This window comes from Coleofasciculus sp. LEGE 07092 (genome assembly GCF_015207375.1).
Classification (GTDB): Bacteria; Cyanobacteriota; Cyanobacteriia; order Cyanobacteriales; family Coleofasciculaceae; genus LEGE-07092.
In genome coordinates this window covers 1-15,321 of sequence record NZ_JADEWY010000091.1, presented here as the reverse complement: position 1 = coordinate 15,321, position 15,321 = coordinate 1, and the positions used below count along the sequence as shown (strand labels likewise).

The 15,321-nt window shown below is 45.3% G+C and carries 11 protein-coding genes and 1 pseudogene; 9 read left to right on the top strand and 3 right to left on the bottom strand.

The features are described from left to right. The first annotated feature begins 43 nt into the window (after positions 1–43). From IQ257_RS20265 to IQ257_RS20250, 4 genes and pseudogenes are all read left to right on the top strand, one after another. Positions 44–1,333, top strand: a pseudogene (locus IQ257_RS20265) (ABC transporter ATP-binding protein). Positions 1,334–1,486: 153 nt separating this feature from the next. Then, a complete protein-coding gene (locus tag IQ257_RS20260; protein ID WP_193874356.1) occupies positions 1,487–2,380 on the top strand; it encodes a glycosyltransferase family 2 protein in 894 nt (297 codons plus the stop codon). 63 nt (positions 2,381–2,443) lie between these two features. Continuing rightward, entirely contained in the window at positions 2,444–3,982 is a 1,539-nt protein-coding gene (locus tag IQ257_RS20255) for a GMC oxidoreductase (protein WP_193874354.1), read from the top strand. Between the two features lie 301 nt (positions 3,983–4,283). Next, positions 4,284–4,592 carry an RNA recognition motif domain-containing protein gene (locus tag IQ257_RS20250; RefSeq protein WP_193874352.1) on the top strand — a complete coding sequence of 103 codons (309 nt, stop codon included), beginning with the start codon at positions 4,284–4,286 and terminating at the stop codon, positions 4,590–4,592. 280 nt (positions 4,593–4,872) lie between these two features. On the opposite strand, the gene IQ257_RS20245 is transcribed toward IQ257_RS20250, so the two are convergent. Further along, positions 4,873–5,955, bottom strand: a complete 1,083-nt coding sequence (locus tag IQ257_RS20245; RefSeq protein ID WP_193874382.1) for an ATP-dependent 6-phosphofructokinase — start codon at positions 5,953–5,955, stop codon at positions 4,873–4,875. Between the two features lie 381 nt (positions 5,956–6,336). Between IQ257_RS20245 and fbp the strand changes: the two genes are divergently transcribed. From fbp to IQ257_RS20220, 5 genes are all read left to right on the top strand, one after another. After that, positions 6,337–7,401, top strand: coding sequence for a class 1 fructose-bisphosphatase (gene fbp, locus IQ257_RS20240; protein ID WP_193874350.1), 1,065 nt, complete (start codon positions 6,337–6,339; stop codon positions 7,399–7,401). A 106-nt stretch (positions 7,402–7,507) separates the two neighbouring features. After that, positions 7,508–8,665: a transaldolase gene (gene tal / locus IQ257_RS20235; protein ID WP_193874348.1), complete on the top strand. Its 1,158-nt coding sequence runs from the start codon at positions 7,508–7,510 to the stop codon at positions 8,663–8,665. A 117-nt stretch (positions 8,666–8,782) separates the two neighbouring features. After that, positions 8,783–10,312 carry a glucose-6-phosphate dehydrogenase gene (gene zwf, locus IQ257_RS20230; RefSeq protein WP_193874346.1) on the top strand — a complete coding sequence of 510 codons (1,530 nt, stop codon included), beginning with the start codon at positions 8,783–8,785 and terminating at the stop codon, positions 10,310–10,312. A gap of 110 nt (positions 10,313–10,422) precedes the next feature. Beyond that, positions 10,423–11,793, top strand: coding sequence for a glucose-6-phosphate dehydrogenase assembly protein OpcA (gene opcA / locus IQ257_RS20225; RefSeq protein ID WP_193874344.1), 1,371 nt, complete (start codon positions 10,423–10,425; stop codon positions 11,791–11,793). Between the two features lie 71 nt (positions 11,794–11,864). Beyond that, positions 11,865–13,247: a cobyrinate a,c-diamide synthase gene (locus IQ257_RS20220; protein ID WP_193874342.1), complete on the top strand. Its 1,383-nt coding sequence runs from the start codon at positions 11,865–11,867 to the stop codon at positions 13,245–13,247. 45 nt (positions 13,248–13,292) lie between these two features. Here IQ257_RS20220 and IQ257_RS20215 read toward each other — a convergent pair whose 3' ends face one another. Together IQ257_RS20215 and IQ257_RS20210 are read right to left on the bottom strand one after the other, a co-directional pair. Continuing rightward, the gene (locus IQ257_RS20215) at positions 13,293–14,246 is read right to left on the bottom strand and encodes an endonuclease NucS domain-containing protein (RefSeq protein ID WP_193874340.1); all 954 of its coding nucleotides are present in this window, start codon (positions 14,244–14,246) and stop codon (positions 13,293–13,295) included. Between the two features lie 24 nt (positions 14,247–14,270). Next, entirely contained in the window at positions 14,271–14,483 is a 213-nt protein-coding gene (locus IQ257_RS20210) for a helix-turn-helix domain-containing protein (RefSeq protein ID WP_193874380.1), read from the bottom strand. Positions 14,484–15,321 lie beyond the last annotated feature (838 nt).

Sequence of the window (15,321 nt, the reverse complement as noted above, 5' to 3'; positions counted from 1 at the left end):
AGGCAATCAAATGACCGCTTATTCTGAAGATGGTAAGTTATCAATGAATAAAACAATTAGTGAAAGGGCTGATAAAGATATTGCCAATAAACCTGGCGACAGTGATGTTGTTATCTCTGTAGATGGGGTTTATAAGAAGTTTTGTCGCGACTTAAAGCGCTCTTTATTTTATGGTGTGCAAGATATCACCACCGATTTAGTCGGAGGACGGCGCAAGAGTGAAGTGTTACGTCCCCAGGAGTTTTGGGCGTTAAACAATGTTAGTTTTCAGTTACGGCGAGGCGAGGCACTGGGTTTAGTCGGTGCTAATGGTGCAGGGAAAAGTACACTACTTCGCATTATTAGTGGTTTAATTAAACCCGATTTGGGTTCGGTAAGAGTTAGGGGTAGGGTAGCACCCCTCATTGCCCTTGGTGCAGGATTTAATCCGATTCTAACGGGACGAGAAAATATTTATGCCAATATGTCAATTTTGGGGTTATCAACTCAAGAAATTAAGGAAAAATTTGATGATGTTGTAGAATTTGCCGAGATTCACGATGCTATTGATGCACCTGTGCAAACCTATAGTTCAGGTATGGCAGCACGATTAGGGTTTGCCTGCGCTATTCATATTGAACCTGAAATTTTATTAATCGACGAAGTACTAGCGGTTGGTGATATTCAATTTAAAATGAAGTGTCATTATCGCTTGGCACAATTGCAAGAAAATGGAACAGCTTTTATGCTGGTTTCTCATAATCCATACAATATTTTAAATGTTTGCGAATCGGCTATTTATTTAAAACGAGGTAATCTTATCCGTAGCGATGAAGCTGAAGCCGTAATTCAGCACTATGAAGCTGATCTTTGTTTAGCCGGAACGAGTCCAACCTCAGGTTTAATCGTTTTACCTGAAAAGTCAGAAACTGAAAGTCTGGGACTAGATATCATCTCGATTTGTTTTAAAGATGAACAGGCTCAGCTTTTGGAAACCCTCAGAACAGGTGAGCCTGCTTATTTATGCCTGACCTGCAACGCTTCTCGGTTTCTAGATAAGGTGAATGTGGGTATCGTAATTACATCCTTATCGGGTGGCGATCAACGGGTATTATCAATTACCTCAGATCTTGATAATGAGTGTTTAGAAATTTATCCTGGCAAGGTTGAAATTCAGATGCAAATGCCTTATTGTGGTTTAATACCTGGAAAATACAATGCTAAAGTTTCTATCAGGAGAGGGGTGATGTCTCTGGATAAATATAAATCATTCTGATTTGCCGTAGAACCCAGCAAAACAACAAGCCGATGTTTATTTTATCAACCAAGGACTTGGAACGTTGTCCAAAAGTAAAATAGCGAAACTATACTTATTTAAAGAGACAATTTGAATTAAAAAGCAAACTTTAAAAGAAAAAAATAAAAATTTAATAATACGGCAAAAGCCAAATATAGCAAGCCTAAATAGGTTGTAGCAATTTTCAAAACTGTGATCCTTGCTATTCATATGAGTTCCCCCTTAGTTAGTATTGTCATTCCCACGCGCGATCGTCCCCAGTTGCTGACGTATGCCGTCAACAGTGCATTAACACAAACGCAACCAGATATTGAAGTGATCATTGTCGATGATGGATCTCTAAAACCTGTGGAGTTATCTTCTGATCCTCGACTAAAGATTATTAACTTGACGACACCTAGAGGAGGTGCAGGAGCAAGGAATGTGGGAACCGAGATAGCGAAAGGAAAATGGATTACTTATTTAGACGATGATGATTGTTTGTTACCGCACATGGTAGAGGTTTCTCTCGACGCTTTGGTAAAAACAACTTATCCATCTCCAGTCGGTGTTATTTCCGGAATTGAGGTGGTTAACTTAAATCGGGACGTCCTGAAAAAACGTCTACCCCCACCGATTCGTCTCAAAGGGTGTCATTTTTCTCTAGAAAATCTGGAACCCGGTAAGTCCTATACTACTAAACAAACATTAGTCATTGAGCGGGAAGTGATTAATAAAATTGGCGGATGGGACGAATCGTTTCGCTCTCGCGTCCATACGGAGTTATTCTTGCGACTTAATTTGGTTTGCACAATTATTGGTCTGCCCGTTGTTACCTACCAGCTACTTCGGGATCAGCAGGTTAGAGTGTCTCGCGATCCAAACCTCCGTCAAGAAAGCTTTTATCGCCTGATCGAAAAACATCAAGACATCTTTAAAGATCATCCAAAAATGTTTTCTGAATTTGTCTATCAGCAAGCTTTGACATCTTATCAAATGGGACAAGAAAAAGCAGCACTAACCCATTTACTCTGGGCATTAAAACTTCACCCGACTCATATTTTAGGGTTAAGTCTTAGGACGAGTTTAGCTCGATTGACTCAGCCGCTAAAGGTTCCTGTTTGACGCGATCGCGTCTCTCTGATCGTTCTCAACAACGAAGTTTTATTGAAAAAGAATGGAGGTTTTATGATTACCGATATCCTTGAGATGGGAGAGCAAACTAAGCTACAGGCGCAGGTGGTTGTTATTGGCTCCGGGATTGCAGGCTCTGAGGTAGCAACCTATCTGGCGCGTCATGGTCGAGAAGTAGTGCTTCTAGAAAGTGGGCGTCACCAGTTCGACCCCTCGATCCAGGCATTAAATGATGTAACATTTCTGGGTAAACGCCATCGCGAGTTAAATCCCAACTCTTATTATCATCGATACCTTCCACCTGAGCTACGCGGAGTCAGTCGCGTGCGTCAGTTTGGTGGCACAAGTAACGTTTGGACAGGGAAATGGAAATATCTGCAATCTTCTGATTTCGATGGTAGACCTTGGGTGGCTAACAGCGTTTGGCCCATCAGCTATACTGATCTCTTGGAGCACTACCGCTCAACCGCAAAAGACTATGGTTTCGGGGATTTAGAAGCAGAAGCCGTTCGTCCTGAAATTGTAGAACTTCGCGCCAAGATTGCGGCAGGTGGTTTAAAAATGAGCAGCTTCTATTGGGAGCAGACACCGACACGCACAGCAGTGCGCTTTGGTGAACAGATGCATCGCTCGCCAGACTTACATGTTATCTTAGGTGCAACCGCAACTGAATTAAAACTCGATGCTTCCTGTCAACGGGTGACTGCCGTTGTTTGTCGTTCTCTAGAGGGTAGAGAACTTATCGTTGAAGGTAAAGTCATTATCCTGGCGACTGGTGCCTTTGAATCCGCACGCCTCCTCCTCGCCTCCAACCGCCAACTTCCCAGTGGAATCGGCAATGAGCATGACCTGGTTGGTCGCTTTTATACTGACCATCCTAAACACCATACCGGATCTCTACGCCCTGGTCATCTCGTTCGAGAATATGCCCACGAGTTGCAATACGCTCCCAAGCCACGTTTCTGTATCTGTTTTGCTCTAGATGATGCAACTCAGCAAGAGCATGAACTGCTTGAGCATGTCCTCTATCTGAAACCACTCTATACAAAGGGAATCGGGCGACTGCGGCGAAGGTTCTGGAATCGTTCGGCTTGCCGGGATGGGAACGGCATTGTCTCCGCCTATCGAGTTAAGTTTGTCACTGAGCAGGTTCCGCATAAAGGCAGTCGCGTTAAGCTGGGAAGCGAACTTGACGCACTCGGTCAGCACAAGCTGGAGGTTGATTGGTGCTTCACTGACCAAGATCGGCGTTCGATGGCGAAGACCCTGGAACTGTTAACCCAGGGGTTTGCAGCAGTTGGGTTGGGAACCTTTGACTTTGGAAATGATCTGCCCAGTTTAGAGAACATGACCGATGCCGCTCACCAAATGGGTACTACCCGTATGGCGAGTAGATCCGAAGAGGGAGTGGTTGACACAAACTGTCGAGTGTTTGGGACTGAGAATCTCTATGTAGCCAGTTCAGCCGTGTTTCCTACTGGACCATCCTACTCCCCTACATTTACAATTCTGGCACTCGCCCGCCGTCTTGGTCAGCATTTGCTAGAGATGACATCAACACAGCAGGAAATGAAGAGAGTTGTAACTAAATAACACCTTCATTCTAGGTCTTAACCGTCTTGGCGGTTGCTATATCTATAAAAAATTTTGTTTCCTTAATATATGTAAGGTAGATAACCGCTCAAAACCTAAAAGTGAGCTATCATAATGACGGTATCTATAAGTTCAGTTCTGCCTCTGGTTAGTTTTTTTGCTTTGACGACTGCATCTCGTAGTTGCTCACACTTTAAAAGTTACCACTGGTCAATCAAACCAGACATGGAACCCCTTGCATTGTCAGGTTCACGGTCTGTACCTCTGAACTTTAGTTCCTTGTTCAGCCTTATCGATTCCAATGACCATTTACATCGGAAACCTGTCTTACCAAGCCACCGAGGAAGACTTGACAACAGTATTTGCTGATTACGGTACTGTGAAGCGAGTCGTCCTGCCCACCGACCGAGAAACAGGGCGGGTGCGTGGATTTGCATTTGTTGAAATGGCAGATGAAGATCATGAAGATTCCGCTATCTCTCAGCTAGATGGTGCTGAGTGGATGGGGCGGCACCTCAGAGTCAACAAAGCCAGACCCCGAGAAAACAATGATCGCAACGGCACGCGGCGTAACAGTGGGCGTAGCAGTGGAGTTCGGAGTTGGTCTTAAAGGGAGAATGACTTGACTGCCGCTACTCAAATCAGAAGAAAAACTGAGTCTCTAATCCGTTCAGAGTTAGTATCAGTCATGGCAGACTCCAAACAGATATAAAATTAAAAGAATCTCTTCCCTGTCACTTTCTCATCTGTAGTGGGGTGTTGTTGAACACCTTACCCCTTCACTATAACACTAAATAGCACTAAGCTAAGATTATGGGTTGTCTGAGAAGAGGAAGAGCAGGGTAAGAGAGATTTTTTTCATAATGTAGGCTTCTCTGGGCGGCGTTTGCCTAATCTCCCAGACAAATACCCAAGCCCCTAGCTGTTTTGACTAAGGTGCTGTTGGGATCTACAGCTTGGTAAGTGCTGATTGCTTCAACAATGGGTACGCTGACAACCTGCCGATTTTGCCAAGTTACCATGCGATCGTATTGTTCGGTAGCGATTAGATCAACAGCCGCAACCCCAAACGCTGCTGCCGTCAAGCGATCCAGTGGTGAAGGAATACCACCACGCTGAGAATGTCCCAAAATTGTCACTCGCGTTTCCGCATCGCTACAGGCAGAAATGCGCTCTGCCAGGTAATGACCAATGCCACCATAGCGACGTTCACCAAAACTAACGCTACTTTGCACAACCTCACCGGTTTCGGTGCGAACTGCCTCTGACACAATGACCAAGCTGAAGTTTGTACCCTGCTCCTGGCGCTCTTTGATTTTACGGCAGATATTTGCAATCGTATAGGGAATCTCTGGGATCAAAATAATATCTGCCCCACCCGCAATCCCGGCACTAATGGCAATATGGCCAGCATCGCGTCCCATTACTTCTAAAATCATCACTCGGTCGTGACTAGCAGCAGTACACTGCAAGCGATCGAGGGCTTCCGTTGCAATGTTGACAGCCGTATCAAACCCAATCGAGCGCTCCGTGATCCCAACATCATTATCGATAGTTTTGGGAATGCCAATCAGGTTTATCCCCCCTTGCTGTGCTAATTTGCGCAGAATCGCCAAACTGCCATCACCGCCAATGCCAATTAGAGCATCAAGTCCTAACTGATGATATCCTTCAGCGATTTCAGCAGAGCGATCGCATACCGTACCGTCCGACATGGGAAAGGCAAAGGGATCACCTTTATTCGTCGTTCCCAACATAGTGCCAGCTAAGGTTAGCGTGGTATCCACTTGGCTGATATCAAGGGGCGTGGCTTGCGGCGGACGGTTCATCAATCCCTGAGTAGCGCGGTAAATTCCCAACACATCCCAGTTATAAGTACCCACTGCCCGACGAACCACAGCCCGAATAGCTGCATTTAATCCAGCACAATCTCCACCGCTGGTAAGAATGCCAATGCGTTTGTATGCTCCCATAGTCTTTTTTTGAGATTGCATCATGTTTTATTTGACTTGATTTGACCTCAGGCATCTTCCCTTTAGCAAGAAAAGCAGCGTTAAGATTTGATAACGTATTTTCATATACACTCAGAATTTTTAAGAACGGGGCTAGGGAAAAGAAATCAGCAAATTGTCCTAAACCGGATTTGACATCATTTCCATGCAGTAAAGGGAATCTACCCCCAGCCTTTTGCCCGAAAAGATGTCAAAATTCTTCTTAAGTTAGAAGTCTCATTGACAATGCCTCCCTAAGATAGAAAGTAAAGTGGAGAAGACTGTGCATTTGGCGTTTTTGAGGCTCCTCTAGTAGCGAATCTCTAGACCAACTGCCCGACTCGATAAGGAGGATAAATTTTTATGGTAGATGTCACTCGACCTTTAGTTGAGGAACCGTCTCTAGATAGGGACTGCACAACGCTGTCCCGTCACGTTTTACAGCAACTCCAGAGTTTCAATGCAGAGGCACAGGATCTCAGTGCGCTCATGAACCGTATTGCCTTGGCAGCTAAACTGATTGCTCGGCGGTTGAGTCGTGCTGGCTTGGTTGAAGGAGCGCTGGGATTTACAGGCGAAATGAACGTGCAGGGGGAATCCGTCAAAAATATGGATGCCTATGCCAACGATGTTTTTATCTCGGTATTTAAGCAAAGCGGACTGGTGTGTCGCTTGGCATCCGAGGAAATGGAAAAACCTTACTACATCCCAGAAAATTGCCCCATTGGTCGTTACACCTTGATCTACGACCCGATTGACGGCTCCTCTAATGTAGACATTAACTTAAATGTTGGTTCAATCTTTTCAATTCGCAAACAAGAAGGAGATGATACCGACGGCGAAGCCCGAGATTTGCTGCAAAATGGAAATAAACAAATTGCGGCGGGCTACATTCTCTACGGACCGAGTACAATGCTGGTCTACTCCATGGGAACAGGAGTCCATTCCTTTACCCTCGATCCCAGTTTGGGTGAATTTATCCTCTCTAACGAAAACATTCAGGTGCCAAACCACGGTCCGATTTATAGTGTCAATGAAGGAAACTTCTGGCAGTGGGACGACTCAATTCGAGACTACATTCGCTACGTCCATCGCCACGAAGGGTATACTGCTCGCTATAGTGGGGCTTTAGTCGGAGATTTTCACCGGATTTTACATCAGGGGGGCGTGTTCATCTACCCCGGTACAGTGAAGAACCCTGAAGGAAAGTTGCGTTTACTTTACGAATCAGCTCCCCTTGCTTTTTTGATGGAGCAAGCGGGGGGTACAGCAAGTACTGGAACTCAAAATCTGATGGATGTTGTACCAGATGCCCTGCACACGCGCACGCCATTGATTATCGGCAGCGCCGAGGATGTAGACCTTGTAGAATCCTTTATTCAGGATAGGGCAAGGGAATCTAAAGCAACCGTAACGACTCGTTCTTAGCCGAGGTTAGTCTTTTGTCATTTGCCTTTTGTTCCTTGCCGTTTCCTAAAAACAAATGACCAATGACTAATAACCAATAACCGTTTCAATTAATAGGAGTTCAGTAATGACAGCAACAGCCAACAATCCTATCTTCCAAATCGAAGAAAATTACGGTCAGAGTATCTGGATGGATAACCTCAGCCGTACCCTTATCAAATCGGGCGAACTCAAACAGTTGATTGAGGAACGCGGCGTTCACGGTATTACGTCAAATCCTGCAATTTTTGAAAAAGCGATCGCGGGTAATGCGATCTATGATGCGGATATTGAAGCCGGGATTAAAGCCGGGAAATCCGTTGATGAGATTTACGAATCCCTGGTATTTGAAGATATCCGCAATGCCTGCGATATCTTAAAACCCGTTTACGATCAAACCAATGGTCTTGACGGTTACGTCAGCATCGAAGTGGCACCCACCATTGCCAATGACACGGAAAAAACCATCCAAGAAGCCCGACGCTATTTTAAAGCAATTGATCGGGAAAATGTGATGATTAAAATTCCGGGAACAGTGAAGGGCTTGCCAGCGTTCGAGCAAGTAATCAGCGAAGGGATTAACGTAAACGTTACCCTGCTGTTCTCGGTGGACAGCTACATCAACACTGCTTGGGCTTATGTCCGGGGCTTGGAAAAGCGAGCAGAGCAAGGGCATGATATCAGCAAGCTTGCCTCAGTTGCCAGTTTCTTCCTCAGCCGGATCGATAGCAAAATTGACGATAGCATTGACGAGAAACTGAAAGCGGGTGTTGACCGGATCGAAAAAGAGGCAAAACTAAAAGCAGTTAAAGGGAAAGTCGCGATCGCTAATGCTAAAATCGCCTACCAGAAGTTTAAGGAAATTACCGACGGCGATCGCTGGAAAGCATTAGCAGAAAAAGGCGCAAATGTCCAGCGTCTGTTGTGGGCTAGCACCAGCACCAAAAATCCTGAATACAGCGACGTGATGTACGTCGATGAACTCATCGGTCCGGCTACCGTCAATACCTTACCTCCCAACACCATTGAAGCTTGTGCCGACCACTGTTCTCCTGCCAATCGCATTGAGACAGATGTTGAAGAAGCGTACAAGTTGATCGAAAATCTCAAAGACCCCGATATCGATATCAATCTGGATCAAGCGATGGACGAACTCCTTGAGGAAGGAATTGATAAATTCGTTCAGCCCTTTGAGTCTCTAATGTCATCGCTTGAAAACAAAGTCAAGCAATTGGCAACCGTATAGGTCATTAGTCATCAGTCATTGGTCAGAGATTAAGGAGTGCAAACAACTCATGACTAATGACTGATGATACTGAGACGATGAACCAATGACTAATGACAAAGGACAAATGACTAAACTATGGTGACTCTGCTACAAAATCCCCTGCGCGTTGGTTTGCAACAGGAACGGACGCCAGACCCCGCAATTCTAATAATTTTCGGTGCGTCTGGAGATCTCACCCAACGTAAGTTGGTGCCTGCCCTTTATCAGCTCAAACAGGATCGTCGCTTGCCCGCCGAAATGACCATCGTTGGCGTGTCACGCAGTCCATGGAGCCATGACTTTTTTCGGGAACACCTCCGCGAGGGTGTTGAAGAATTTGGTGGAGGTCTTGGCTCGGAAGAGGTTTGGAAAGACTTTGCTGAAGGGGTATTCTACTGCCCCGGTAATATGAACGAGCAAGAGAGCTATCAGAAGCTGAAAGCTTTTTTGCAGGAACTAGATGGCAAGCGGGGAACCCGGGGCAATCGGGTATTTTACTTAGCCGTCGCTCCCAAATTCTTCCCAGATGCGATTCAGCAATTGGGCGCTGCCCAGATGCTGGACGATTCAATAAAAACCCGCTTGGTGATTGAAAAGCCCTTTGGTAAGGATTTAAGTTCAGCGCAGAAACTCAACCGGGTAGTGCAAAAAGTCTGCAAAGAAGAGCAGGTTTACCGCATCGACCACTATTTGGGTAAAGAAACCGTTCAGAACCTGTTAGTGTTCCGGTTCGCCAATGCCATCTTTGAGCCGCTGTGGAATCGCCAGTTTGTAGATCACGTTCAGATTACTGTGGCAGAGACAGTCGGTGTTGAAGACAGAGCAGGTTACTATGAAACCTCTGGCGCGCTGCGAGATATGGTGCAAAACCATCTGATGCAGCTCTTTTGCCTGACAACGATGGAACCGCCCAACTCCCTCGATGCTGACAGCATTCGCACAGAAAAAGTAAAAGTGCTGCAAGCTACACATCTGGCAGATATCAATAATTTAGAATGTTCAGCAATTCGGGGTCAGTATTCAGGGGGTTGGATGAAGGGTAACTCAGTGCCGGGATACCGAGAAGAGGAAGGGGTTAACCCTAACTCCACGACACCCACTTACGTGGCATTAAAGCTGCTCATCGATAACTGGCGCTGGCAGGGTGTTCCCTTCTATCTGCGCACCGGGAAGCGACTGCCGAAAAAGGTTAGTGAGATTGCCATTCAGTTTCGGGATGTTCCCTTGTTGATTTTTCAATCTGCTGCCCAACAAACCAGTCCTAACGTGCTGACCATGCGTATTCAGCCCAATGAGGGAATTTCGCTGCGTTTTGAAGCGAAAATGCCCGGACCTGAGTTGCGGACGCGCACGGTAGACATGGATTTTAGCTACGGTACATCCTTTGGGATGGCAACAAGCGATGCTTATAACCGATTGTTACTCGACTGTATGCTGGGCGACCAAACCCTGTTTACCCGTGCTGATGAAGTTGAAGAAGCGTGGCGGGTGGTTTCGCCAGCGCTGACGGCTTGGGAAGCCCCGACTAATCCGGCATCAATTCCTCAGTACGAAGCGGGAACCTGGGAGCCAACTGAAGCGGAAAATTTGATCAATCGTGACGGACGTCGATGGCGCAGAGTGTAGGAGGTTAAGCGGAAAATTTAAGTTGTTAGAGTACAAAGTAACTCCTAACAACCTATAAATAATGTGCAACACCAAACAACTAAACCCTAACAATTCATAACTGAACTGCTATGATGACCCAATCTCCCCCAATTGTTTCTATCCAACCGCCAAAAGATGTTTCCTTAAGTGAAATTGAGGCGGAACTACTTGAAATCTGGCATAGCTACGGTTCTGGCGGTGATATCGGTGGGGATTTTCCCACGGCTATACGGGCAACAACGTTTACTTTAGTTGTCTACGAACCAGAAGAAACCCAGCAAATGCTAAGTGCATTGGGATATTATTCCGGTCCAATCGATGGAATTGTCGGTCCGCGTATGGTCGCTGCCCTCAAAGCTGCCCAAAAAACCTATGGATTGCAGAGAACGGGGCGGGCAGATCCAACCACTAAAGACAAACTGCGCCAAGAGTATAGTGAAAGTCTCGATACTAAGGATAACGCAGACGAGGTTGAAAATCTACAGTATTCAGCCGATCAAGAAGGCGCTGGAATTGCAGATGCGATCGCAGCCGCTAATCCCTGTCGGATCATTGCCCTGTGCCCGATTGCGGGTGAAGATCGCGGCGTAACTGCTCAGGTATCTGCTTCCTGTCCTATTAGCAAGCATAGCCAGAGTACCCTTGTTTGCTGTGAGTACATCACCCTGACTGGCACAGCTACTGCCTTAGAACGGATTGGCGGTGTCATTTCCGAACTGATGATTGGGGAACTCCCCAAGTTTATCTGGTGGAAGGGAACCCCCGATACCGAATATGGTTTGTTCAAGCGGTTGGCAGGACTCAGCGATAACATTATTATTGACTCCAGTTCCTTCAGCAATCAGGAAGCCAAGTTATTGCAAATGTATGCCTTGAGCGAAGAGGGAATAGCAATTGCTGACCTCAACTGGCGGCGTTTAGCACCCTGGCAAGAGTTATCGGCTGAGGCATTCGACCCCCCAGAGCGTCGGGCTGCACTCAAGGAAGTTGACCGAGTAACCATTGACTATGAGAAAGGCAATGTATCTCAAGCTCTCATGTATTTGGGGTGGTTAGCGTCTCGGTTGAATTGGCGTCCCGTCTCTTATCAGAAAGAAGACGGTGATTACGAAATCAGGCGAGTTAATTTTAGCTCCCCAGACCAACACTCTATTGAAGCGGAGTTAGCGGCAATTCCCATCGCCGATGTGGGAGAGATTCCTGGCGACTTGATCAGCTTGCGCTTAGGTTCGACCAACATGGACGCTGACTGCTGCACCGTGCTGTGTTCGGAAACAACTGGTTGTATGCGGATGGAAGCCCATGGGGGTGCTCAATCGTGCCGTATTCAGCAGGTAACACCCTTGTTCGACCAAAAAACCGAACAGTTGCTGAGTCAAGAACTGCAACGCTGGGGACGGGACAAGCTTTATCAAGAAAGTCTGGCAGTGACAGCACAGATTATCAAGTTAGGTCATTAGTCATTGGTCATTAGTCATTGGTCATTGATTGTTGTTTTTACAAAGGACGAATGACATAAGGACAAAGGACTATGGCTCTAATCATTGCTGGCGAACGCAGTGGGGTAGGCAAGACAACAGTCACGCTGACCCTACTTTCGTCTTTGTCCCGCAAGTATAAACGAGTTCAATCGTTTAAAGTCGGTCCTGATTACATTGATCCGATGTTTCACGCCTCAGTAACGGGGCGTCCTTGTCGGAATTTAGATCCGGTTCTGACTTCTGAAGCCTATGTTCAAAACTGTTTTACCCGTCATAGTCAAGGAGTCGATTTTGCCCTGATTGAAGGTGTAATGGGGTTATTTGATGGGGCATCGGGGCGGGATGATTTTGCCAGTACGGCTCATATAGCACGGTTATTGCAACTGCCGATACTACTGGTTTTGGATTGCAGTCGGTTATCTCGTTCAGTTGCCGCGATCGCACAGGGTTATCGTTCCTTCGACCCCAGAATCAAGATAGCAGGGGTCGTATTGAATCGGGTAGGAAGCGATCGCCATTTGGAACTGCTCGAAGATGCATTGGAACCCTTGCAATTACCAATTCTGGGAGTGCTGCGGCGTCAGGATAATATCAAAATTCCCGATCGCCATTTGGGTTTAGTTCCAACTGACGAACTCACTCAGCTCAATGTTTTGATTGACCAACTTGCTCATATCGGAGACAGTTGCTTTAACTGGGAACAGTTGTTACCGTTGCTCAGAGAAACGGGGAATTGGAAAGAATTCTCAAGAAGTAATCTCCAGTCTCAAAACCCATCCGTTACATCCGTTACCAAATCCGTTGCCACCCGGATAGCAGTGGCACGCGATCGCGCTTTTAGTTTCTACTATCAAGATAATCTGGATATTTTGCAAGAATTAGGGGCGGAGTTAGTTTTCTGGAGTCCACTTACAAATACAAGTTTGCCTGAGAACGTGCAGGGATTGTATTTTGGTGGCGGTTTTCCAGAAGTTTTTGCCCAAGAGTTGGCGGACAATATTAGGGCGCGTGATGCGGTTCGTCGTGCTATCTTGACAGGAATGCCAACTTATGCAGAATGCGGGGGGCTGATGTATTTGTGTGACAAGATTACCGATTTTGAGAGGTACTCTTTTTCGATGGTAGGGGTATTGCCGACAACAGCAGTGATGGGGAAGCGTTTAACGCTGGGATATCGGCAGGCAACAGCGTTGCAAGATAGTCCATTGTTATCTGCTGGTGCAACGGTTTGGGGGCATGAGTTTCATCGTTCCCAGTTGACGGTGATGCCTGAGAACCCGTTGTTTGAGATACGGGGATATGACTGGAGGGGGAAGGTAACGGTTGAGGGTTGGCGAGTGCATCAGTTACACGCTTCCTATGTTCATTTGCATTGGGGTGGGTGTCTGGAGATTCCGGCTAGGTTTTTGAAACTGTGTCAGGAGTTTAGATAAAAGCATAACTTGGCTTCTCTGCGTTTTTTAAACCATTGATTTTTATTAACTCTTCAGCCTTTCTAACCAATTTCCTAAAGCGATATCAACTAACGACTCTAAAGAATTAAGATCATTATTTTTACCTATAAGGCTCATATATCTATCCATAAACCAACTATTCTTTGATGTTTTTTTCCCTGGTGGCGTATGCATAATGTAGGGCGTACTTTGTCTATTCATCTGAATATACATTCTGCCAATTCTCTTTTGAGATATTTCTTTGCTATTAGGAATTGGTAACCAGAGAAAGATTCCTCTTTGGTTACACCACTTGACGAAACGAATTTCAGCACAGGGTTTACCCTTAACCCTATAACGGATAACTCCAGAATCACTATTTTCCTTTATTCGATTATCAAATCTCAGTATCTTTTGCCGAACTGTTAATAGTAATTCCTTGGTTTCACTATTACCTTTATTTAGTAAATTAATAAGTGCTTTCGGTGGAGCGGGTATGTTTGCAGTGTTATCGCTTACTGAAGGAGTAACTTCTATTAAGGGCATAAATTCAAGAGAATTTAGATCTTGGGATTGAAAATAGAGTTTCTCGTCTTTTTGAATCAATGAAAACTGTAAAAACTGAAAGGGGAGTGTGTGATACTTTATATCAGTAATGTTATCCTGATGAAAACTCGGTGCAATTGCCACTAACTTAATAGGTTGATCATAATTAACTTGGTCTTGAAACGGCTTTTCTTCTAATAAAGCGTGATAGTAACGGGTTAGTTGCTGAACAATATATCTATCCTCAGTATTTTTCAGTTCTAGAACTACTAATTGTTTTTGTTCAGTGACCGCTAAAATATCACAAAATAGCCCTTTAACAGAGTATTGCTGCTTCAGAGGCGTTAATCCTAACCACTGCTGCAAATTTGACCATACAAAATCTTCTAAATTAGCTTCACTTTCAAAGTTCCAGCCTATTCCTGTTTTCCTTAAATTCACCAAATTTAGCATTGTTATCCTACTGACGTAATCTACCTACTCTTCCAAAACCTCAACCACGTCATCAATCATCACATCAAAAACACGGGCGAGTTTCCGCAAAGCCGTATAGTCTACAGTTGCCAACTGAGGAGAATGAGCATAGCTTCTCACTGTGCTGTAAGAAATGCCTGAACGTTCAGAAACTTCTTTGAGCGTCCAACCCTTTTCAGCAGCTAATTCCCGAACTCGTAACCGAATTAAACCCATCCTAGTACTTGACAGCCGATGCGAACGCAGCATTTAATAGAAATTATCAAAAATTAGCGATCGCCCCAGTGCCCGTAAAACTTGTCTGGCGATCGCTTTCCTCAAACATCCCCCAAAAGGGAATAGCTCCATAATACCAACATCACACACTGGCAAGCCCTTGATAACTCTCAGCCATGCAGTTACACGCTTCCTATGTTCATTGGCACTAGGGGGTGTCTGGAGATCCTGGCTGGATTTTTGCAACCTTGCCTATAGGCGTTTACCTTACCTCCAATCAGCACTTAATAATCCTCGAACTGAATAGAATTCAAGAGATTAATACTAATTGGAGTACATCCGTTATCAAGACTACAGAAATTTCCGAAACTGGAGTTCAAAATGGAAGGATAATGAACAGGGGTTTCACCTAGCTGAGATTTATTGCTCCTATTTAAGATAGCTGTATTACCTCTAAAGCTATTCTCCTCTCCTCCGGAATCAGCCTTGTTGTGAGCAATCCAACTATCATTAACCTTTTTGATGTAGCGCACTTCCTGTTCATCAACGGTAAATAGCCAATGTCCATCGGCTTGGAAGGCAAACACACTGGTTAGATGACAGCAACAAGAGTTTGGATATTTGGTGCAGCTATCGGTTAGAGGAGGCTGGTTGAAAAAGGGACATCTGATTTTGGAGCAGACGTTAACCGTTGGTTGTGAAAAGTTTGAGGGGTTAGTAACTCTAACTAATTTCCTAATCACCTCTTGTCATTTCTTCCTGATTGAGTAGATAATAGGATGAAGACTGTATCAGTAAGCGATATGGAAACACCAGAAGTGACAATGAGCATAGGGGA

What these genes read in the sequence shown, in the direction of transcription:
- IQ257_RS20260 (WP_193874356.1), top strand. Translation starts at nt 1,487, where the DNA reads ATGAGTTCCCCCTTAGTTAGTATTGTCATTCCCACGCGCGATCGTCCC.
- IQ257_RS20255 (WP_193874354.1), top strand. Translation starts at nt 2,444, where the DNA reads ATGATTACCGATATCCTTGAGATGGGAGAGCAAACTAAGCTACAGGCG.
- IQ257_RS20250 (WP_193874352.1), top strand. Translation starts at nt 4,284, where the DNA reads ATGACCATTTACATCGGAAACCTGTCTTACCAAGCCACCGAGGAAGAC.
- IQ257_RS20245 (WP_193874382.1), bottom strand. Translation starts at nt 5,955, where the DNA reads ATGGGAGCATACAAACGCATTGGCATTCTTACCAGCGGTGGAGATTGT.
- fbp (WP_193874350.1), top strand. Translation starts at nt 6,337, where the DNA reads ATGGTAGATGTCACTCGACCTTTAGTTGAGGAACCGTCTCTAGATAGG.
- tal (WP_193874348.1), top strand. Translation starts at nt 7,508, where the DNA reads ATGACAGCAACAGCCAACAATCCTATCTTCCAAATCGAAGAAAATTAC.
- zwf (WP_193874346.1), top strand. Translation starts at nt 8,783, where the DNA reads ATGGTGACTCTGCTACAAAATCCCCTGCGCGTTGGTTTGCAACAGGAA.
- opcA (WP_193874344.1), top strand. Translation starts at nt 10,423, where the DNA reads ATGATGACCCAATCTCCCCCAATTGTTTCTATCCAACCGCCAAAAGAT.
- IQ257_RS20220 (WP_193874342.1), top strand. Translation starts at nt 11,865, where the DNA reads ATGGCTCTAATCATTGCTGGCGAACGCAGTGGGGTAGGCAAGACAACA.
- IQ257_RS20215 (WP_193874340.1), bottom strand. Translation starts at nt 14,246, where the DNA reads ATGCTAAATTTGGTGAATTTAAGGAAAACAGGAATAGGCTGGAACTTT.
- IQ257_RS20210 (WP_193874380.1), bottom strand. Translation starts at nt 14,483, where the DNA reads ATGGGTTTAATTCGGTTACGAGTTCGGGAATTAGCTGCTGAAAAGGGT.